Raw genomic sequence first — 19,122 nt, 5'->3', positions numbered from 1 at the left:
AAATGTTTATTCCCCAAATATGAGAAAAACTTTACTCTTTTTATTGTTGTTTGCCGCAAATTTAGCGTTTGCCCAGTTAAAAGACGACTTTTCCGATGGGAATTTTAGTGTTGGCCCGGTTTGGGAAGGTACTACAACTTATTTTCAGGTAATTGATGGCGTTTTAACCTCTAACGGACCACAAGCATCCAGCACACTTTACCTTTCTACTGCAAATTCTCTAGCTACCGATGCAGCTTGGGAGTTTCTGGTAAATTTAGCTTTTGACCCCAGTACTACAAACTATCCACGTATATATTTAACTTCTAATCAGCAAGATTTATTGGCTACTACCGGAAAAAAAGCCTATTATTTACAATTAGGCACTGGTACCAATGCCGAAAATTTCTCTTTGGTTTATCAAAATGGTACTACTTTAACCACGCTATTAAGTTTGCCAGACAAAGTGAGAAACCCAACTAGTAGTGTAAATGTAAGGGTTAGGGTAGAGCGTTCTGCCAATGGCAGATGGGCCATTTATACAGATTTTACTGGCGGAAGAAATTTTACCTATGATGGGGGAGTGATAGACAATTCTTATACCGGTAGCGCTTATTTTGGCGTGTATTGTAAATACAGCACCACATCTAGGTATAACATGTTTAAGTTCGATGATTTTAAAGTAGAGCCATACCTAGACACTACGGCACCTAAACTTACCAACGCAGTGGTACTGTCGCCAACATCGGTTCAAGTTTATTTTAGCGAACCCATTCCAGAAACGCAAATTCTTGATGTAAATAATTACAGTATCAATAACGGAATAGGCAAACCTAGCCACATTCAGTTGAGCGGCACTGGCGGAAATAGCGCTATTTTAACTTTAACCAATGCTATTGCCGCAAGCAAAGAAAATGTGCTTACCGTAAGTAACCTCACAGATTACGTAGGTTTAACAATAGACCCAACCGCAAATAGCGCAACAATTTTACTGCCCGGAACCATTGCACCCAATGATATTTTAATTAGTGAGGTACTTTTTAATGAAAGAACTGGCGGTGCAGAGTTTGTAGAAATTTACAATCCAACAAATAAAATCCTTGATTTAAAAGAACTTCAGATCTCAAATGCAAACTTTACTGGTACTAACGACAAAAAAGCCATTAGTGCTACCTCATTGTTTATAAAACCCCAAACCTATTGGGTACTCAGCCGAAATCCGGAAGCAGTTAAGCAGCAATACGAAGTTAAATACCCACAGCAAATGGTTCAGGTGGCGAGTTTGCCAACTTATACCAACACTGCTGGGAGTGTAAAGCTGTGGAAGGTAGATGAACTGATAGATGATTTGAGTTACACTGAAAAAATGCACCACGCATTGCTAAAAGAAGTTAAAGGAGTATCGTTAGAACGGGTTTCGTTTACTAAAAGTGCAAATGAGCCTGGTAACCTACAGTCGGCAGCGGCTTCTGCTGGCTTTGCAACACCAACTTACAAGAATTCACAAAGTGAAGATACGAGCGTAAAAAATGCTATGGCAGTTGCTAATAAAACCTTCTCTCCAGATAATGATGGTTTTGAAGATATGTTACAGATAGATTATCGTTTCAAAGAGAATGGAAACTTGGCTACCATTAACATTTATACAGACAAAGGCATATTGGTGCGCAAATTGGCCAGAAATATCACCATGTCCACTCAAGGAAGCATTTATTGGGATGGCCTTAATGATGCTGGGCAATTATGTAAAGTTGGTATTTACATCGTCAGAACAACTGTTTTTAACATCAATGGAAACTCAGATAGTTTTAAACAAACCTGCGTGCTAGCATCTAAACTCAATTAAAAGTGTCGTTTTTTCTATCTAAGTTTTTGTTATTCCTTATCCGACCTTTGGTATGGATAGCCGTATTGCTATTATATAGCCTGTTTGCTAAGCATAAACGTTATAAAAAGAAAGCGCTAATTGCTGCGGTAACATTACTTTTGGTTTGCACTAATAATTTCCTGCTAGGCACCGTAGCGGCTTGGTATGAGCCAGAATATCCCAAATTGAAACATTATGATATTGGAATGTTGTTGGGCGGTTTCTCTAGTTATCAAAACCAAACAAAAGCCTTAAAGGCAGAATACGCTGGAGATAGGCTCACACAAACCATAAGGCTATACCATGACGGTGTAATTGATAAAATTTTGATGAGTGGGGGAAGTGGGAATTTACTAGAACGAAATCCTGTAGAAGCGGTTTATACACAAGATTATCTCCAGTCAATTCATATTCCTGATAGTGCCGTAATTATTGAAAAGGAAAGCAGAAACACCAAAGAAAACTTTACCTACACCATAGATGTCTTGAAAAAAATGAATAAGCCAAATGCCAATATTTTGATAATTACTAGTGCATGGCATATTCCAAGAACCAAGCTTCTGGCAGAAAAACAAGGGCTTAAAAATGTAGATTATTATCCTACAAATTCATTAAAGGATAACTATAGCTTTGAAGATTACCTGCTTCCCCAAGCCAAAGCTATTGCAGGCTGGGAATTATTGATTAAAGAATGGGTGGGCTATGTGGTAGCTTGGCTAAGGTTGACCTAAACCCTTTAAATTAAGCCCCAAAACTCGTTAAACTATTGTCATTTAGAAATAGCCAATAGATTTTCCTTCATTTTGATGAGGAGGAACGGCGAAGAGAAATCTAGCTATTGGGAAAGCAAATTGTTAGATTTCTCTTCGTTGCTCGTTAAAAGAACTGCAAATGAGTTTATCGCTATTTTTGGGGTAGTTCCCTAATTTTTCTCCGGTATTTAGATAAAGCAGGAACGACTGGGCAATATTATAGCAAGCTTTTTTTAATATAATTGATACTTGTGGTAATAGAACCGATATGATCTGGCTTGTAATTGGTTTCTTGCTCTACATAAATGTGTTTAACACCAGCTAATGAAGCTTTGGCAAATATGGATTTAAAATCGATGCTACCCTTGCCGATTTCTGTATTCCAATCTTTTTTGGTTTTGTCCATATCCTTCACATGCCACATTTTAAACCTGCCAGGATATTTTTTGAAAATATCTACTGGATTATGCCCAGCATAGGCAGCCCAATATAAATCCAATTCAAAGCGAACCAGTTTTGGATCTGTTTCGCTAAGTAAAATATCCATGCCAGTTTTGTCGCCTTGTTTATCAAATTCAAAACCGTGATTATGATAACCTACATTAAGGCCAGCTTTAATACAAAGCTCTCCGGCTTTATTTAACCGCTCGGCTACTAGTTTATAGTTGTTACGCAAGTCATCTCCCAAGTAGGGGGCAACCACATATTTACTGCCTAAAATACTAGAAGCATCTATATAAGCTTTAATGTCGTCTAAATTCCCTGTTTTAATATAATGGTCGAAACCAAAATGCCCACTTGGAGAGTAAAGCCCATTATCATCTAACAATGATTTAAAGTCTTTCGCACTTAAGCCCCAAAAACTGTCTTTTACTGGGTCGTAACCATAAGTTTCCACTTCTTTATAGCCAGCTTTGGCAACTTTTTCTATAACACCTTTAACATCTTTATCAATAATATCTCTTAGCGTATAAAGCTGTATGCCTATGGGCTTTTGAACTGTAGCAAAGGCCTTGGTTAACGAAGGGGCTAAAGCTAAGCTTGCAGCAAGTATGCCCGTTTCTTTTATAAAATTTCTTCTAGTGCTCATTCTAATATTTATTATTCAGTAGTTGCTGATTTGTTGTTATCTCTAAAAAATACTAAAAATAGTAATGCAACTGCAGCAGATATTGCTGCTGGAATAATCCATATATTATACCAATCGTGTCCGCCGCTAGCAATCACATATTTATCAACTACTACTCCCGAAATAATTGAGCCAAAAAGCATTCCTACACCGTAAGTTGCTAAAGTGATAAATCCTTGTGCTGCACTTTTAAATTTATCTCCCGCTAATTTGTCGGTATAAATTTGTCCGGTAACAAAGAAAAAATCATAACAAATGCCATGTAAAACTATGCCGCCAATTAGCATCCAGTAATTATTATCGGCATTGCCAAAAGCAAATAATAAATAGCGTAATACCCATGCAATCATCCCTATGGCCAACATCTTTTTAACTCCTAAACGAACGAAAAATAAAGGCATTAAAAGCATAAACAATGTTTCAGAAACTTGACCTAAAGACTGTTTGCCAGCTGCGGCTTTCATGCCAACTTCGTTGAGGAAAGGATTGGTGAAATTGTAGTAGAATGCTAAAGGGATACAAATGGCAACCGATGCAATAAAAAATAATAAATACGATCTGTTTTTCAATAATCCAATGGCATCTAATCCAATAATATCGCCAAAAGAGGTTTTTTCTTGTTTTTTTATCGGCGGGGTGTGTGGTAAAACAAAACTAAATAAGCCAAGAATAATGGAAGCTATTGATGCCATTTTAAAGGTTAAAATCAGATTTCCATCTTGTTCCCAATTTAACCAACCAATTACTAAACCAGAAATGATCCATCCGATGGTGCCAAAAACCCTAATTGCAGGAAACTCTTTACCAGGATCTTTCATTTGCTTAAAAGAGATTGAGTTTACCAATGCCAAGGTTGGCATATAGGCAATCATGTATCCTAAAATGAAAGGGAAAAAGCTATCGAAATTTAATGAAGTTGAGGCAAACCAAAGCAATATACCGCCAATAATATGTAGAAAACCAAGTATTTTCTGGGCAGCAAAAAATTTATCTGCAATTAATCCGATGATGAAAGGAGCAAGAATTGCACCCAAAGACTGAGTACTGTAAGCAGAGCCAATTTGAACACCGTCTGCAGAAAGATTTTTCGTAAGATAAGTGCCCATGGTTACAAACCATCCGCCCCAAATAAAAAATTCGAGGAACATCATAAAGGATAGCTTGAAGCGAGTTGTAGGGTTCATATTTAGTTTTTTGGTTTTTTAGTTTATAGTTGGTTAGCTTTTTGGTCAGATGTTGATACCTGAACACTATTCCCTTTTTATAATTCTTTAATCATGATATTACGAAACCAAACTTCGTCGCCGTGGTCTTGCAAAGCTATTTTGCCAGTTTTGTAAGTACCAAAACCTTCCCATTTAGCAAATTTGCTGCCTGCAATAAGGTTTTTCCAGTTTTCATCCCACATGGTGGTTTCTACTACTTTTTTACCATTTAATTTAAAGGTTAATTTCCCTTTGTTACTAATAATTTCTGCTAAGTTCCACTCGCCAACTGCTTTTACTGGCTCACTTTTGCTTTTAATCATGTCGTACAAATCGCCGGCACGGTGCTTGGTAATCTTTCCATCTGGGTGACCATCATTGTCTAATACTTGCATTTCTGGGCCAGTGAGATAAGTTTGTTTATATTTTGATAAATCTTCCTTCACATAGAAAATAATGCCGCTATTAGCCTTTGGCGCTACTTTCCATTCTAATTTTAGATGAAAGTTACCGTATTCTTTATCGGTTACTAAATCGCCACCATCTTTGTTTTTTAATTTAGGGTCGAAGTGTAGCAAACCGTCTTCTGCATTCCAGGCTTTGCCCGCAAAATCTTTTCCGTAAGTGTGCCAACCTGTAGTGGTTTTTCCGTCAAAAAGAGGGGTGAAACCTTTTTTGTTTTGTGCGTTTACACTAATTGAAGCAACCATAAACGCTGCTATTAATATTTTTTTCATTTTGATTTTTTTATTTTAACCACAGTCTATAATACTCGCGTCATTTCAATGACAAACGAGGAGAAATCTAACATCTAAATCTATTCGTTAGATTTCTCAACTGCGTTCGAAATGACGGCGTATGGAGCCTATGTTACTGCTCTCCTAATTTCCAACCTTCGCGGTAATCTCTTTTTACAAATTGATTAACATCGTCGAAGTTGGTTACTTTCATTTGGTCATTATCCCAAAGTAGTTTTCTGTATCTACCAGGATAAGTTATTTTGCCTTTGTCATTAACCTTTTGAATATCGGCAGCTCTTATGGCCAAGTTAGCCATCAACAAACTTTCGGTTAAAGGGCCAGCAATTTCAAATGGAGAACTCAATTCTTTTTTACCGTACCCAGCAATACAACCCTCTACCCATTGTCCGTAGTGGCCATTAGCTTGTTTTTCTACACGAGCAAATTTTTGAGGCACATTTAGGTGTTCATTTCTAGAAAGAGGCAAAAGTCTGGCCTTATTTCCATAGGTGTCTGCTATCATCTTACCTTTGGTACCTATAAATAGCGTTCCGTTTCCTCCATCGCCAAAAACTTCGTCGGCACCCAGTTCTTCAGGCCTAGTTGGTTGAATACCACCATCCATCCAGTGTACGGTAACATCACCTTGGGTTTTATTGGTTTTAGGAAACTTTAAGGTTACATGGCTAGAAGGAGGGCAGCTTTCGGGGAAATACCCACGCTTAAACTCATCTACATAAACAGAACCTACACTTGCTTCAACTTCTGTAGCATATTTAAGGTTCAGCACGCTAAAAGGAGCTTCTAATAAGTGACAGCCCATATCGCCTAATGCACCAGTGCCATAATCCCACCATCCACGCCAGTTAAAAGGAACCAATTTTTCTACATAATCTTTGTAAGGGGCTGTTCCTAACCATAAATCCCAATCTAAGTTTTTTGGAACATCGGCTTTGTTTTTAGACCACGGAATACCTTGAGGCCATACCGGTCTGTCTGTCCAAGCGTAAATGGTGTGTACATCGCCAATTAAGCCTGCATCGTACCATTCACGCATCAAACGAGGGCCATCATTGCTAGCACCTTGGTTACCCATTTGGGTTACTACCTTATATTTTTTAGCGGCCTCGGTAAGAATGCGAGCTTCATAAATATCGTGAGTTAGCGGCTTTTGCACATAAACGTGTTTACGTAACTGCATTGCCGCTAGAGTTTGTATAGCGTGGTTATGGTCTGGTGTTGATACGCTAACAGCGTCAAAATGTTTGTGTTCTTTGTCAAACATTTCTCGCCAATCTTTGTAGAACTTAGCTTTTGGGAAACGTTGTACACTATTGGTTGCTCGTTTGGTATCAACATCGCATAGGTAAGCAATTTCTGCTTTACCACTTTCGTGAATTAAACGCAAGTCACTATCGCCTTTGCCACCTACGCCTATGCCAGCAACAATTAATCTATCGCTGGGAGCAAGAAAGCCTTTGCCGCCCAAAACATGGCGGGGTACAATGGTAAATGCTGCAGTTGCAACGGCTCCCATTTTAAGGAAATTGCGCCTGCTTTGATGATTATCTGGGGTCATGTTGTTGTTTTTTTTGTGTTTGTTGTTTTAGAACAATTGGTTAAAGCTGAATCGCTGATGCGAACAACTATTTCTTTAATGAAAGAATATATTTTGCCATCAACTTTGCATCGTCTTTTGATACTTTGGGATGTGGTGTCATAGGTATTTTGCCCCAAACTCCAGCACCACCTTTAATGATTTTATCTGCCAAATAGGTTAAGTTTTTATCATTATTAGGATACTTTTTTGCAATATCTGTATAGGAAGGGCCAATTAACTTGTTTATTTTGTGATGGCAACCAATACAATCTGATTTATTGATTAACAACTCGCCACCGCTCATTTGCATTGGGGCTATTTTTGGTGTTGCACTGCTAATGTTTACAGCTGGTTCTGTTTTGGGCTCAGGTTTAAATGCTGATAATGAAGCAAAAAATACCGAAGTAAGTCCAACAATTAAAAAAGTTCGTTTCATGCGTGTGTTGTATTTAGGGGTAATAAGTAGTTTAAAGTTAAAAGTCAATAATTAAAAATACAATGTTTATAAGCCTAATATTTTTTTATTAAAGGCAGCGTCGCTTCCAGCTGCGGCAAAATCATCAAACGCTTTATCGGTTACGTTAATAATATGTTTCTTGATAAACTCGGCACCTTCGCGGGCACCATCTTGTTGGTTTTTAATGCAACATTCCCATTCCATTACTGCCCATCCCTTATAATCGTATTGCGCTAGTTTACTGAAAATGGTTTTGAAATCTACCTGACCATCGCCTGGTGAGCGGTAACGCCCGGCACGGTTGGCCCAGCTTTGATAGCCGCCAAAAGTTCCTTGTCTTCCGGTTGGATTAAATTCAGAATCTTTTACATGGAAAGCTTTGATGCGCTCGTGATATAAATCGATGTATTGGATATAATCTAATTGTTGCAATACAAAGTGCGATGGATCATACAATAAACAGGCTCTTGGGTGCTGGTTTACCTTATCGAGAAACATTTCGTAAGTAATGCCATCGAATAAGTCTTCGCCCGGGTGTATTTCATAACAAACATCAACCCCATAATTATCAAATTCATTTAAAATAGGTAACCAACGTTTGGCCAGTTCGGTAAAAGCTTCGTCAACCAAACCATCAGGGCGTTGCGGCCAAGGATGGAAAAATTGCCATAACAACGAACCACTGAAGGTAGCATGTGCATTTAGTCCCAAATTTTGAGAAGCCCTAGCGGCGTATTTTAGTTGTTGGATGGCCCATTCGGTACGGGCTTTTGGATTGTTTTTTACTTCTGGCGCCGCAAAGGCATCGAACAATTCGTTATACGCCGGATGAACAGCTACCAATTGCCCTTGCAGGTGCGTAGAAAGTTCGGTTATTTTTAAACCATGTGCGGCTACTTTTCCACTAAGTTCGTCGGCATAAGTTTTACTTTCTGCGGCTAGTTTTAAATCAATAAAACGACTATCTAAAGTTGGCATTTGTATGCCTTTAAAACCTAAGTCGGCAGCCCATTTACAAATAGAATCTAACGAATTAAAAGGAGCTTCATCGCTAATAAATTGCGCTAAAAATACTGCTGGTCCTTGTATTGTAGTCATTTTTTCTGGTTAATAGCCAATAGTTGATGGTTTATAGTTTGCTTGTCTTTCTGCCATTATCTATTAACTATTGTCTAAGTTTATACTATAAAATTATGCCATTTTTTGTCCGATTGGCTAGCTATTACTGCATTTTCAATTAATGCCATGCCTCTAACGCCATCGTAAACGTTAGGGAAATCTAACATCTGGGCACTAGGTTCTTCGTTGTTCAGCTTTGCGGCTATGGTTAATGCAAAGTTTCTGTAAATGTTGGCAAAAGCTTCTAATAAACCTTCGGGGTGGCCACCAGGAGTTCTGGTGTTGTGTTTTGCGAAATCTCCTAAATAGCTGCTGCCAGTCCTGTAAATTTCGGTGGGTTTGTTTAACCACTTTACAAGCAAGGTGTTCGGTTCATGTTGAAACCATTCTAATCCGCCTTTTTCGCCATAAATCCTAATGTTAAGCGCATTCTCTTCGCCAGCGGCTATTTGAGAGGCAATTAAAACGCCGTTTGCGCCATTGTCGAATTTTAATAGGATGTTTCCATCGTCGTCAATGGTTCTGCCTTCAACTACAATATTCAAATCGGCACAAAGTTGAGTGATTTTTAAACCAGAAATATATTCGGCTAAATGGGCGGCATGGGTGCCAATATCGCCAACACAACCACTTTTGCCCGATTTTTTAGGGTCGGTACGCCATGCAGCCTGAGCATTCCCTTCTCGCTCACTTAAAGTACTTAGCCAACCTTGAGGGTATTCTACAATAATTTTTCTGATTTTACCCAAGGCACCGTCCTTTACCATTTCTTTGGCTTGTTTTACCATTGGATAGCCCGAGTAGGTGTGGGTAAGGCATAAAGTAAGTCCGGTTTCTTCAACTTTTTGTTGTAACAATTTTGCTTCCTCTAAAGTTAAAGTCATTGGCTTTTCAATTACTACGTTAAAGCCATGCGCTAAGGCCATCATTGCAGGTGCAAAATGGGCGAAATTTGGCGTAACAATAGTGATAAAGTGAATTCTTTCATTTGCTGGAAGTTCACTTTCTTTTTTGATCATGTCTTCGTAGCTCAGGTAGGTTCTGTTCTCTGGGAGAAATAATATTTTTCCTGATTCTTTTGCGATTTCTGGGTTAATGCTCAATGCACCACAGCACAGCTCAATTAAACCATCCATGTTGGCGGCAATACGGTGAACAGCGCCAATGAATGCGTCTTTACCGCCACCTATCATGCCCATTCTTATTTTTTCTTTCATAACTTTTGAGCTTAAAGCAGAAAGCGAAAAGCTTAAAGCCATGTAGGGTGTGCTTTCAGCTTTCAGCTTTGTGCTCTTGGCTTTTTAAAGGTTTCCTTTTTTCAATTCTTTTACTGCGTGGTCTGCTGCACGAGCCGTTAAGGCCATAAATGTTAACGAAGGGTTTTGGCAACCGATAGATGGCATACAGGCACCATCGGTAACGAAAACGTTTTTCACTTCGTGCATTTGGTTCCACTCGTTAAGTACCGAAGTTTTAGGGTCTTTGCCCATTCTTGCCGTACCCATTTCGTGGATAGCCATACCTGGATAACAGCCATTATCGTAAGTTTTGATGTTTTTAGCACCTGCAGCTTCTAGCATTTCGGCAGCATCGTTCATCATATCTACACGCATTTTACTCTCGTTATCTTTGTACTCACAATCGATAGCCAAAACAGATTGGCCCCATTTGTCTTTTTTGTTGTGGTCTATGTAAACACGATTTTCGTAGTAAGGCAGCATCTCGCCAAAACCGCCCATGCCCATACGCCATTTACCCGGGGTAGTCATTTTTTGCTTAAACTCTGCACCAAATGACAGTTCGGCAATATCATTTTGCCAATTTTGTCTTGATGCGCTTCCTTGGTAACCAAAACCTCTTAGGTAATCGCGTTTATCGCTACCTACGTTTCTGAAACGAGGAATGTAGAAACCATTGGCACGGCGACCATAGGTGTAATATTTATCAAAACCTTCGAAATCGCCGCTGGCACCACAACGGAAATGATGATCCATTAAGTTGTGCCCTAACTGGCCGCTGCCGTTGCCCAAACCATTAGGATGCTCGGCCGAAGTAGAGTTTAATAAAATAAAAGTTGTACCTAAAGTAGAGCCATTTACGAAAACGATTTTTGCGTAAAACTCCATCGTTTTATTGGTTAAAGCATCAATTACAGCTACACCTTTTGCTTTTTTAGTGTCCTTGTCGTAGATAATATGGTTAACGATAGAATAAGGTCTTAGGGTAAGGTTTCCCGTATCAACTGCTGCGGGAAGGGTAGAAGATTGAGTGCTAAAATAGGCGCCAAACGGACAGCCACGACTACATAAATTACGGTATTGGCAACTGCCTCGGCCATTATGAGGTACGGTTAAGTTAGCCACACGACCAATTGTCATTAATCTTTCGCTGCCCCATTTTTGTTTGATACTTTCTTTTACAGATTTCTCCACAATGTTTAAATCCATTGGAGGAAGAAACTGTCCATCGGGCAGAATGCCCTCTAGGCCTTCGTTTTGACCACTAATGCCTGCAAATCTTTCTGCATAATCGTACCAAGAAGCTAGGTCTTTATATCTGATGGGCCAATCGTTACCGAAACCGTCTTTAGCGTTTTCTTCAAAGTTTACATCGCCAAAACGGTAACTTTGGCGCCCCCACATTAAAGATTTTCCACCAACGTGAAAACCTCTGTACCAGTCAAATCTTTTTACTTCTGTATAGGGGCATTCTAAATCGTTTACCCACCATTTTTCGGTTACTTCATTGTATGGGTAATCTCTTTTTTGTACAGGGTGGGTTCGCTTCATTTCTTCGGTTAACCTGCCTGCATGCTTCACATCCCAAGGGTTTTTCATTGCGCCATCATAATCTTTAATGTGCTCAATGTTCATCCCTCTTTCTAACATTAATACTTTTAATCCTTTTTCGGTGAGTTCTTTAGCAGCCCAACCGCCACTTATTCCCGAGCCAACTACAATGGCATCATAAGTGTTTTCGGCTTTTAGATTTATATTTAAGTTCATTTTGTTTGTGCTGTTTTGTGCTGAGAAAAGATTGTTTAAGTTGCCCAAGATTTTTGGCCAGGTTTAAGCGGATAAGCGCCATCGTAGCTGCCAGGTATCATCAGGTATTCACGAGCTTGTGTACATCCAATTTCTGATGCAAAATAGCCTAGCGAAGTAAGATCTCTCATTAAGGTAAAGAAGTAAGCGATATCTACCTTTTCAGGAAATTTATTTTTCTTCTGGTCTAAAGTATCTTGCCTAAGCTGAGTTAACATTTTCTTGCGTTCTGCCAAAGGAATTAATGCGAAGCTTTTTTTGTAGGTTTTTTTAGCACTAAGTTCAAAAGCCACCAATCCATTGTAAAAAGATTGTTGCTGTTTAGCCGGATAGCAATCTTTTACCATCATAGGTATAAACTTGCCAACGCCTGCTGCCTTAGCTCCAGGAGATGATTTAGTGGTAGGGATGATGACATCCGCAATCTCAGTTAGTGTTTTTAACTGTTCGGCCGAAAAACTAACTGTGTTTTTTTCTCCTTCAGGCAAGGTATAACTACTGAACAAGATATTTGTCGTTCCGGCAGAAATGGTAGTTCCTAAAAGGATAGCAACACTTCTGAGTGCTTCTCTTCTGTCCATATACTTAATATATTTTGGTTTATAAGTGTGTTTTTTACACGATGTATATTGAATGTAATATTAATGATTAAAAAATATTTATCAAACTGTATTTCTACTTTGATACAATATTGTTCGTTGAATGATACGATAGTATTACTTAGTGGATGTTATAGCTACTTAATATTTTCGTTATTTGTGGGCCAAGTTCTTCTGCCATTCGGTAAAAACCTAAATCGTTAGGGTGTGTGCCATCAGTGCTAGAGTCGCCATCATTGCCCAATAATTTCTCTGCGGTAATTAAATAAATATCTTTCATTCCTGCTGCTTTTAGCCTATTAAAAGCTGCGGTTATTTCTTCATTTTGCTTTTTTACCCGTTCTCTTACTTCCAAATCAAAATTACCTTGCTCTCTTATAATAGATTGTACTAATATAATTGGTGCCTTCGGATGTTTTTCTCTTACTGTTTTAACAAAATATTCTGCTCTTTCTTTAATTTGTTGTGGTGTTGGGTTGGGTACACAATCTAACACAAAAGCATCGGCGGTAATCTCACTTACCATTCTCGCAGCCGCTTTTTCCATTTTGGCATTGCCGCTAATACCTAAATTCATAAAATATAAACCCGTTTTTCTAGCTAAAATTGCCGGGTATGCCATTCCCGGCCTACCAGCAGAAGCGCCGTGTACAATGCTAGAGCCATAAATTAGAATACGTTTTCTAAATGGATTGTCTAAACTGGTAATCGTACTGCCTTCGTCAATGCCAATTTCTAAGCTTTTTAGCTCATCATACAGAGGCAAAAAAAGCATACATTCTTTTTCCCCATTGTCCATGTTTTTTACAATGTTATATTCGCTACACACATTGCTTGGTCTGCCAACGCCTGCAAATTCCCATTTGCCATTTGTCTTAATATATAAGTCCAATCCTTTTTGGGCTATTGGCGTGAGGTTATTTGCTGCCTTTGCATTAGTTACACACCATTTTGCACTGATGCTTTTACTGTTGGTTTTAAAAACAACGGCCATGCCTGCCGAATGGGTTAGTAATTTTTTTACGGCATTAGGCAAATCATTATATGTGGCGGTGTCTATTCTATGATACCTGGTGGCGGTAGGCTTGGTTTTTCCGTATAGAAAAAGGTTATCGGCATTGTGAAAAACGGTATTTATCTTTTGCGCATAAACGTTACTGAGGGTAATTACTAAAAATGCGATAAAAAGTAGCTTGCTAAAAAAGTGGTTCTTCTTCATTGTTATTCAAGTGTTTTAGTTTTAATTAATTATAGACGATTCGTTTTTGAAATCGAAATGAAATTTTTCTTATCGATAAAGTTAATTATTATTAATACGAATGTAACATATCGAAACGTGTTTTTATAGGGAACTATATTATTAACCCGAGAATGATTAAATATTTCAAAACAACCTGTAAATTGAGGGGTAGAAGATGACTTTCCCTCTTAAAAAAGAAAAAGCTGTGTAGTTGTGGCCAACCATGAGTGATGAGGTATATAAAGGTTAGGGAAACACACCTACAAAGCTAAAGTAAGAATAGACTTGAGGCGAACTTAAGGTGGACTTGTAAAGTATGGATGGATTTGCTTTTAGGATGGATTATCCTACAATTGAAAGTAAAGCTAAATTACTGAAAAATAGTGACACCAGAAGGGATAATTTCAAATTTGCTTTAGAATTTGAAAGATTAAAATTAATCGAAATCAGGTTATTAAAAAAATTGATAAGGCTTTTTAGTCCAATTTTTTAACTTTGTCAAATTTAAATTACGTATGAAAGATAAAATATTGGTTTTGGGCTCAAATGGTCAGATAGGTACTGAGTTAGTAACAGCCCTACGTGTTACTTATGGTAACGATAACGTGGTTGCCTGCGATATTCGTAGGCCAGATTACGAAATCAAAAACGCAGGGCCATTTGAATTTGTGAATGTATTGGAAAAAGATATTTTAAATACCATTTTCGCAAAATATAAACCTACACAAGTTTACCTATTAGCGGCACTACTTTCTGCAACGGGAGAGCAAAACCCTAAACTAGCATGGGATTTGAACATGAACGGTTTGCTAAATGTGTTAGACTTAGCATTGGTATATAAAACGGCAAAGGTTTACTGGCCAAGTTCTATCGCCGTATTTGGTCCAAATTCCCCAAAAAACAATACCCCTCAATTTTGTACCATGGATCCAAATACGGTATATGGTATCAGTAAATTAGCGGGAGAACGCTGGTGTGAGTATTATCACCAAAAATATGGACTAGATGTAAGAAGTATTCGCTATCCGGGACTAATTAGCTGGAAAGCTGCCCCTGGTGGTGGCACAACAGATTATGCTATACATATTTTTCATGAAGCATTAAAAAAAGGAAGTTATGCTTCGTTTCTGTCGGCAGAAACCGAATTACCAATGATGTATATGGACGATGCCATTCGTGGAACTATTGAGTTAATGGATGCACCTGAAAATCAAATTAGTATTCGTTCTAGTTACAACTTTGGCGGCGTAAGTTTTACACCAGAAGTTTTGGCCGAAGAAATTAAAAAACATATTCCTAATTTTAAACTAACCTATGCCGGGCATGATCCGAGGCAACAAATAGCCGATAGCTGGCCAAAATCAATTGATGATAGTTTTGCACAAAATGAATGGGGCTGGAAACCTGAGTTTGATATCGCAAAATTGACATTAGATATGTTAATGAACTTGAAAAAATAAAAGAGGTATTAGGTATAAGGATTAAGGTGTAAAGTTTTGCTTTCGTCTAAATACTAAATACTTACTACTAAATACTAATAAAATGGGAAGAGCATTCGAATTTAGAAAAGAAAGAAAATTTAAGCGTTGGTCTAAAATGGCCGTACAGTTTACACGTATTGGTAAAGATATTGTAATGGCGGTTAAGGAGTCGGGGCCAAACCCAGAAACCAACTCTCGTTTACGTACGGCTATGCAAAATGCCAAAGCGGTAAACATGCCAAAAGATAGGGTAGAGGCGGCTATTAAACGTGCATCTGATAAATCTATGGCCAACTATGAGGAGATTGTTTACGAAGGTTACGCCCCTCATGGTGTTGCGGTTTTAATTGAAACAGCAACAGATAACACCAACCGTACGGTAGCTAACGTGCGCAGTTATTTTAATAAAACAAATGGTTCGTTGGGCAAAACCGGTTCATTAGATTTTGTTTTTAACCGTAAATCTATTTTTAGGTTTGTGCCAACAGAAGAGCTTGATTTGGAAGAATTAGAGTTTGAATTAATTGATGCGGGTTTAGAAGCACTTTACGTAGAAGCAGATGAAGAGGGAAATGATATTGTAGTAGCGCAAGGTGCGTTCGAGAATTTTGGCTCTTTGCAAAAAGCTTTAGAAGAAAAAGGATTGGAATTAAAAAGCTCTAAATTGGAGCGTATTGCTTTATCGCACCACGAAGTAACAGAAGAGCAGGCTGCAGATGTACTGAAACTTATTGATAAACTGGAAGAAGACGATGACGTACAAGCCGTTTATCATAATATGGCAGAATAATATAATTCTCCAGCTGTAAAAAAGAAATCCCGTAGTTTAAGCTGCGGGATTTTTTTTCTTAAAAAAAACTTGCAGTAGGTAAGTTTAGCGTAACGCAAGATGTGAGATTCGTCTCCCGAAATTAATTTCGGACCAGCTTTTAAGACCGTTATTAGCACATTATTAATCAAGCCCCTGTGTACGTAACATAATTACTTTTACAGAAAGGTGAAAAAAGATTGCTCATATTGGCGTGCTCGCTAAGGTTAGTAATACGCTAAGTGGAAAACTATGACGTAAACTATCATAAGAGTTATTTAAAAAAGAATAATTAGACTGAGGTTGCTAATTTGTTTTGATAATCAGTATATTAGGGTTCGGTTTATTTTAACATTCTTATCTTTTAAATTGTATGAAAAATTTTTATTTCTTGGCCATTGCCCTAATTGTTTTTTCTTGGTCAGCCAAAGCTCAAAGTACGGCTGCTGCTGTAAAGTATGGTAAATATGGATGTACTGCTTCCAAATATACTGGTGGTTCGTACGAATATACTCCCAAAGGTTCTTTCACCCTTAAAAAAGATGGAACTTATACTTACGAAGGTTTCCAAAAGCCCAGCAAGGGGAAATTTACGGTTGATGCAAAAGGTAACCTAGTTTTTAAAGGAGGCTATTTTGATGGCGGTAAAGCAGACAAAACCGACAGGCCTAATAAATTCTTCTTGGTATTTCCGTCTAACCCAGATAACCGCTGGACGTGTAGCTGTATAGATAAATGATGGTGTTATTTACCCATGCTGAAGTAGGCATAAACGCTTAACTATGCTAATTGTTGAAATAAGCTAGGTAAGTAGTACTAGATGTGCCTTAAATTAAAGTTGGTTTTGAGCATTAGGATCAAATTCTACCATCCATTCTATGCCATACTTGTCTCTAAACATTCCAAAGTACGAACCCCATGGACTGTCTGAAATTGGCATTTCAATTTGCCCATCTGCCGAAAGTCCGTTAAATAATCTATCAGCTTCCGCTTTGTTTTCGGCACTTACTGAAATTTTACTTCTATGCTCATTTTCGTTTGTTGGTCCCATATTTTCGGGTACATCATTAGCCATTAATACGTTGTGGCCAATAGGTAGCGCTATGTGCATTATTTTATTTGCTTCGCTTGCTGGTATTTGAGATTCCATGCCTGCCAAGTCCTTAAAACGTATAATCTTTATGAACTCTCCGCCAAATACTGATTTGTAAAAATTGAATGCTTCTTCTGCGTTTCCGTTGAAGTTGATGTGTGGATTGATAGTTGCCATAGTTTTATTTTTTATTCGAAGACCTAGTTATTGGTGCTCTTAAGCTATAATAACACAACACCTAATAGGCTAGAGATGTTTAGCTGTGATGTGCTAATTTACTTTGTTTTTCGAATAAATTTATACACCAAATTGCTTTAAATGGTGATCTAAATGCTTATACAGCATGTTGTTCCATTCATTAGCGCTTAAGGGACCAAAAGAAAGCGACTTTTTACCATCGAAGATATAAGAACCTAATACCTCGGTTTCGCGTATGTAAGCTATTAAACGTTGTTTTTCTGCTTCAAAATCTCGTTCATTGCTAATTAGAAACGCAGGAGCTGTTCTTGAACTTTTCGGATAGGGCTTAGCAGATACTACCATCTTTTTCACGAAATTTTTCAAAATAAATCCCATAAAAAAGCCTGGTTTGGGATGTTTGTCGGTATAAACCATTTCGTAGGTAACGCAGCAATGTGCCAACATTTGCGCTACGGTCATTTTGCCCCAAAGTGGCTGAGAACTTGCTGTTAATTGGTTTATTCGTTCTATAACACCTTCGGAAACTTCTTTGCTGAAAATATTAGGTAAATCCATAAGGCCAAGTTAAAAGTAAAAAATCAAAACTGAAAATTAACCGACTTATGGCTTACTAACTTGGGTTATAGTATTATTTTATTCATTTATAAGTCACATATACTAATTTAAGTATGGCAGCCCCTGAAATAAATTTGCTTCGCAGCTATTTTGTGGTTAGGGTCACGGCAATTAGGCTGCTCGTCATGCTGATTTAGCATTAGCTTATACGGACTTACTTTAGTTTGTTTTTTTGGTCAAATAAATATGTGTATGGACGGCGGGGGCACCGTCCTCTGCAAGTAGGGCAACTTTTGGCGTCCTCGCCAAAGGCAATGTAAAATAGTTGTCCATTTTTAAACAGTTTTCCTATTGTTTTTTGTGCGACAGTAGCCAAGGCAGTAATTCTGGCTCTGCAAAGGCGCTATCCCAGCTGTTGTGGTTTGCCTTTAAATATAGGGTGAACTTAGGTTTATTGCCCAAATCGGTCAGCTTTTTGTATATGCCATACGAAAATTGGGGAGTTACCACATCGTCTAAGCCACCATGAAAAATCCAGAGAGGAATATTTTTGTATTTCTTTACGTTTTGCACATTGTCGCCTCCGCAAATGGCAAATGCGGCAGCAAAGGTTTTTGGCTTTCTTCTTAAAATTTCGAAGGTACCCATGCCACCCATTGATAGGCCGCCAACATAAATTTTAGTAGGATCTACAAAACTATTTCTGAAAAATTGACCGCTGAATTGAAGTAGTAAACTCATGGACAAAGTTGCTTGCCCTCCCTTTACGAAAGTAAAAAAACGTTTATTCGATACAGTTTCTATTTCAACGTTTGCCCAATAACTATTTTCGGCACATTGTGGAAAAATGGTAATGACTTCGTTGTTATTTCTAAAATTATCATTTAGAAACAACTTAGCGCCATGGGTAAGCTGCCTTTCGTTATCGTTACCACTTTCGCCTCTGCCATGTAAAAACAATATTACCGGATATTTTTTGCTGGCATCAAAGTTTTTAGGATAGAGGATACGGTATCTCAAAGTATCGCCTTTGGCTACAAACTCTTCTTTTTTATAAAGTGATAAGTCTTGAGCAAAGGCGCTTAGGGTAAGGAAGAATAATAGGGCTAGAATACTTGTTCTTTTCATGTTTTGTTAAATTACTTCGTCACTTCGAACATAGCGAGAAATCTAACATTATGCTAGATTTCTCGCTGTTAAAATCGAGACAAGCTCTCATTCTTCTCCGAATGTTTGGAGCAGGCTGTCGAAAT

General features: G+C 38.1%; 18 protein-coding genes. 5 read left to right on the top strand and 13 right to left on the bottom strand.

Annotated features, from left to right (window positions below):
• The first annotated feature begins 19 nt into the window (after window positions 1-19).
• Entirely contained in the window at window positions 20-1,825 is a 1,806-nt protein-coding gene (locus B3I52_RS13520) for a lamin tail domain-containing protein (protein WP_293302115.1), read from the top strand.
• A gap of 2 nt (window positions 1,826-1,827) precedes the next feature.
• On the top strand, window positions 1,828-2,577 hold the full coding sequence (locus B3I52_RS13515; protein ID WP_293302113.1) for a YdcF family protein: 750 nt from the start codon (window positions 1,828-1,830) through the stop codon (window positions 2,575-2,577).
• Between the two features lie 238 nt (window positions 2,578-2,815).
• On the opposite strand, the gene B3I52_RS13510 is transcribed toward B3I52_RS13515, so the two are convergent.
• From B3I52_RS13510 to B3I52_RS13465, 10 genes are all read right to left on the bottom strand, one after another.
• Window positions 2,816-3,688, bottom strand: coding sequence for a sugar phosphate isomerase/epimerase family protein (locus tag B3I52_RS13510; RefSeq protein ID WP_293302110.1), 873 nt, complete (start codon window positions 3,686-3,688; stop codon window positions 2,816-2,818).
• Window positions 3,689-3,699: 11 nt separating this feature from the next.
• A complete protein-coding gene (locus tag B3I52_RS13505; RefSeq protein WP_293302108.1) occupies window positions 3,700-4,911 on the bottom strand; it encodes a nucleoside permease in 1,212 nt (403 codons plus the stop codon).
• 77 nt (window positions 4,912-4,988) lie between these two features.
• The gene (locus B3I52_RS13500) at window positions 4,989-5,669 is read right to left on the bottom strand and encodes a 3-keto-disaccharide hydrolase (RefSeq protein WP_293302106.1); all 681 of its coding nucleotides are present in this window, start codon (window positions 5,667-5,669) and stop codon (window positions 4,989-4,991) included.
• 133 nt (window positions 5,670-5,802) lie between these two features.
• Window positions 5,803-7,251, bottom strand: coding sequence for a Gfo/Idh/MocA family oxidoreductase (locus B3I52_RS13495; RefSeq protein WP_293302105.1), 1,449 nt, complete (start codon window positions 7,249-7,251; stop codon window positions 5,803-5,805).
• Window positions 7,252-7,318: 67 nt separating this feature from the next.
• Window positions 7,319-7,708 (bottom strand): c-type cytochrome, encoded by a 390-nt coding sequence (locus tag B3I52_RS13490; RefSeq protein WP_293302103.1) that lies wholly within the window; start codon window positions 7,706-7,708, stop codon window positions 7,319-7,321.
• A 66-nt stretch (window positions 7,709-7,774) separates the two neighbouring features.
• A complete protein-coding gene (locus B3I52_RS13485; RefSeq protein WP_293302101.1) occupies window positions 7,775-8,827 on the bottom strand; it encodes a sugar phosphate isomerase/epimerase family protein in 1,053 nt (350 codons plus the stop codon).
• An 80-nt stretch (window positions 8,828-8,907) separates the two neighbouring features.
• The gene (locus B3I52_RS13480) at window positions 8,908-10,065 is read right to left on the bottom strand and encodes a Gfo/Idh/MocA family protein (protein WP_293302100.1); all 1,158 of its coding nucleotides are present in this window, start codon (window positions 10,063-10,065) and stop codon (window positions 8,908-8,910) included.
• An 84-nt stretch (window positions 10,066-10,149) separates the two neighbouring features.
• Window positions 10,150-11,853 carry a GMC oxidoreductase gene (locus B3I52_RS13475; RefSeq protein ID WP_293302099.1) on the bottom strand — a complete coding sequence of 568 codons (1,704 nt, stop codon included), beginning with the start codon at window positions 11,851-11,853 and terminating at the stop codon, window positions 10,150-10,152.
• A gap of 35 nt (window positions 11,854-11,888) precedes the next feature.
• Window positions 11,889-12,473, bottom strand: a complete 585-nt coding sequence (locus B3I52_RS13470; RefSeq protein ID WP_293302097.1) for a gluconate 2-dehydrogenase subunit 3 family protein — start codon at window positions 12,471-12,473, stop codon at window positions 11,889-11,891.
• Window positions 12,474-12,612: 139 nt separating this feature from the next.
• Complete coding sequence (locus tag B3I52_RS13465; RefSeq protein ID WP_293302094.1) at window positions 12,613-13,710, bottom strand: SGNH/GDSL hydrolase family protein; 1,098 nt, start codon at window positions 13,708-13,710, stop codon at window positions 12,613-12,615.
• 536 nt (window positions 13,711-14,246) lie between these two features.
• On the opposite strand from B3I52_RS13465, the gene B3I52_RS13460 reads away from it, so the two are divergent.
• The 3 genes from B3I52_RS13460 to B3I52_RS13450 all read left to right on the top strand — a co-directional run bounded on the left by B3I52_RS13460 (window position 14,247) and on the right by B3I52_RS13450 (window position 16,759).
• Window positions 14,247-15,191 carry an NAD-dependent epimerase/dehydratase family protein gene (locus B3I52_RS13460; RefSeq protein ID WP_293302092.1) on the top strand — a complete coding sequence of 315 codons (945 nt, stop codon included), beginning with the start codon at window positions 14,247-14,249 and terminating at the stop codon, window positions 15,189-15,191.
• 82 nt (window positions 15,192-15,273) lie between these two features.
• Entirely contained in the window at window positions 15,274-16,002 is a 729-nt protein-coding gene (locus B3I52_RS13455; RefSeq protein ID WP_293302089.1) for a YebC/PmpR family DNA-binding transcriptional regulator, read from the top strand.
• A gap of 391 nt (window positions 16,003-16,393) precedes the next feature.
• On the top strand, window positions 16,394-16,759 hold the full coding sequence (locus tag B3I52_RS13450) for a hypothetical protein (RefSeq protein ID WP_293302087.1): 366 nt from the start codon (window positions 16,394-16,396) through the stop codon (window positions 16,757-16,759).
• A gap of 93 nt (window positions 16,760-16,852) precedes the next feature.
• On the opposite strand, the gene B3I52_RS13445 is transcribed toward B3I52_RS13450, so the two are convergent.
• The 3 genes from B3I52_RS13445 to B3I52_RS13435 all read right to left on the bottom strand — a co-directional run bounded on the left by B3I52_RS13445 (window position 16,853) and on the right by B3I52_RS13435 (window position 18,997).
• A complete protein-coding gene (locus tag B3I52_RS13445) occupies window positions 16,853-17,290 on the bottom strand; it encodes a VOC family protein (RefSeq protein ID WP_293302084.1) in 438 nt (145 codons plus the stop codon).
• Between the two features lie 120 nt (window positions 17,291-17,410).
• Window positions 17,411-17,869 carry a DUF1569 domain-containing protein gene (locus B3I52_RS13440; protein WP_293302081.1) on the bottom strand — a complete coding sequence of 153 codons (459 nt, stop codon included), beginning with the start codon at window positions 17,867-17,869 and terminating at the stop codon, window positions 17,411-17,413.
• A 348-nt stretch (window positions 17,870-18,217) separates the two neighbouring features.
• Window positions 18,218-18,997, bottom strand: a complete 780-nt coding sequence (locus tag B3I52_RS13435) for a phospholipase (protein WP_293302078.1) — start codon at window positions 18,995-18,997, stop codon at window positions 18,218-18,220.
• Between the last annotated feature and the right edge of the window lie 125 nt (window positions 18,998-19,122).

The organism is Pedobacter sp. UBA4863, assembly GCF_002399615.1.
Classification (GTDB): Bacteria; Bacteroidota; Bacteroidia; order Sphingobacteriales; family Sphingobacteriaceae; genus Pedobacter.
Note: the sequence above shows the minus strand (reverse complement) of the source record. Positions and strands in the feature narration are given on the sequence as shown.

Coding starts and splice junctions, on each gene's coding strand:
- B3I52_RS13475 (WP_293302099.1), bottom strand. CDS start 11,853: ATGAACTTAAATATAAATCTAAAAGCCGAAAACACTTATGATGCCATT.
- B3I52_RS13435 (WP_293302078.1), bottom strand. CDS start 18,997: ATGAAAAGAACAAGTATTCTAGCCCTATTATTCTTCCTTACCCTAAGC.
- B3I52_RS13460 (WP_293302092.1), top strand. CDS start 14,247: ATGAAAGATAAAATATTGGTTTTGGGCTCAAATGGTCAGATAGGTACT.
- B3I52_RS13470 (WP_293302097.1), bottom strand. CDS start 12,473: ATGGACAGAAGAGAAGCACTCAGAAGTGTTGCTATCCTTTTAGGAACT.
- B3I52_RS13505 (WP_293302108.1), bottom strand. CDS start 4,911: ATGAACCCTACAACTCGCTTCAAGCTATCCTTTATGATGTTCCTCGAA.
- B3I52_RS13490 (WP_293302103.1), bottom strand. CDS start 7,708: ATGAAACGAACTTTTTTAATTGTTGGACTTACTTCGGTATTTTTTGCT.
- B3I52_RS13495 (WP_293302105.1), bottom strand. CDS start 7,251: ATGACCCCAGATAATCATCAAAGCAGGCGCAATTTCCTTAAAATGGGA.
- B3I52_RS13485 (WP_293302101.1), bottom strand. CDS start 8,827: ATGACTACAATACAAGGACCAGCAGTATTTTTAGCGCAATTTATTAGC.
- B3I52_RS13450 (WP_293302087.1), top strand. CDS start 16,394: ATGAAAAATTTTTATTTCTTGGCCATTGCCCTAATTGTTTTTTCTTGG.
- B3I52_RS13480 (WP_293302100.1), bottom strand. CDS start 10,065: ATGAAAGAAAAAATAAGAATGGGCATGATAGGTGGCGGTAAAGACGCA.
- B3I52_RS13445 (WP_293302084.1), bottom strand. CDS start 17,290: ATGGCAACTATCAATCCACACATCAACTTCAACGGAAACGCAGAAGAA.
- B3I52_RS13520 (WP_293302115.1), top strand. CDS start 20: ATGAGAAAAACTTTACTCTTTTTATTGTTGTTTGCCGCAAATTTAGCG.
- B3I52_RS13455 (WP_293302089.1), top strand. CDS start 15,274: ATGGGAAGAGCATTCGAATTTAGAAAAGAAAGAAAATTTAAGCGTTGG.
- B3I52_RS13440 (WP_293302081.1), bottom strand. CDS start 17,869: ATGGATTTACCTAATATTTTCAGCAAAGAAGTTTCCGAAGGTGTTATA.
- B3I52_RS13510 (WP_293302110.1), bottom strand. CDS start 3,688: ATGAGCACTAGAAGAAATTTTATAAAAGAAACGGGCATACTTGCTGCA.
- B3I52_RS13465 (WP_293302094.1), bottom strand. CDS start 13,710: ATGAAGAAGAACCACTTTTTTAGCAAGCTACTTTTTATCGCATTTTTA.
- B3I52_RS13500 (WP_293302106.1), bottom strand. CDS start 5,669: ATGAAAAAAATATTAATAGCAGCGTTTATGGTTGCTTCAATTAGTGTA.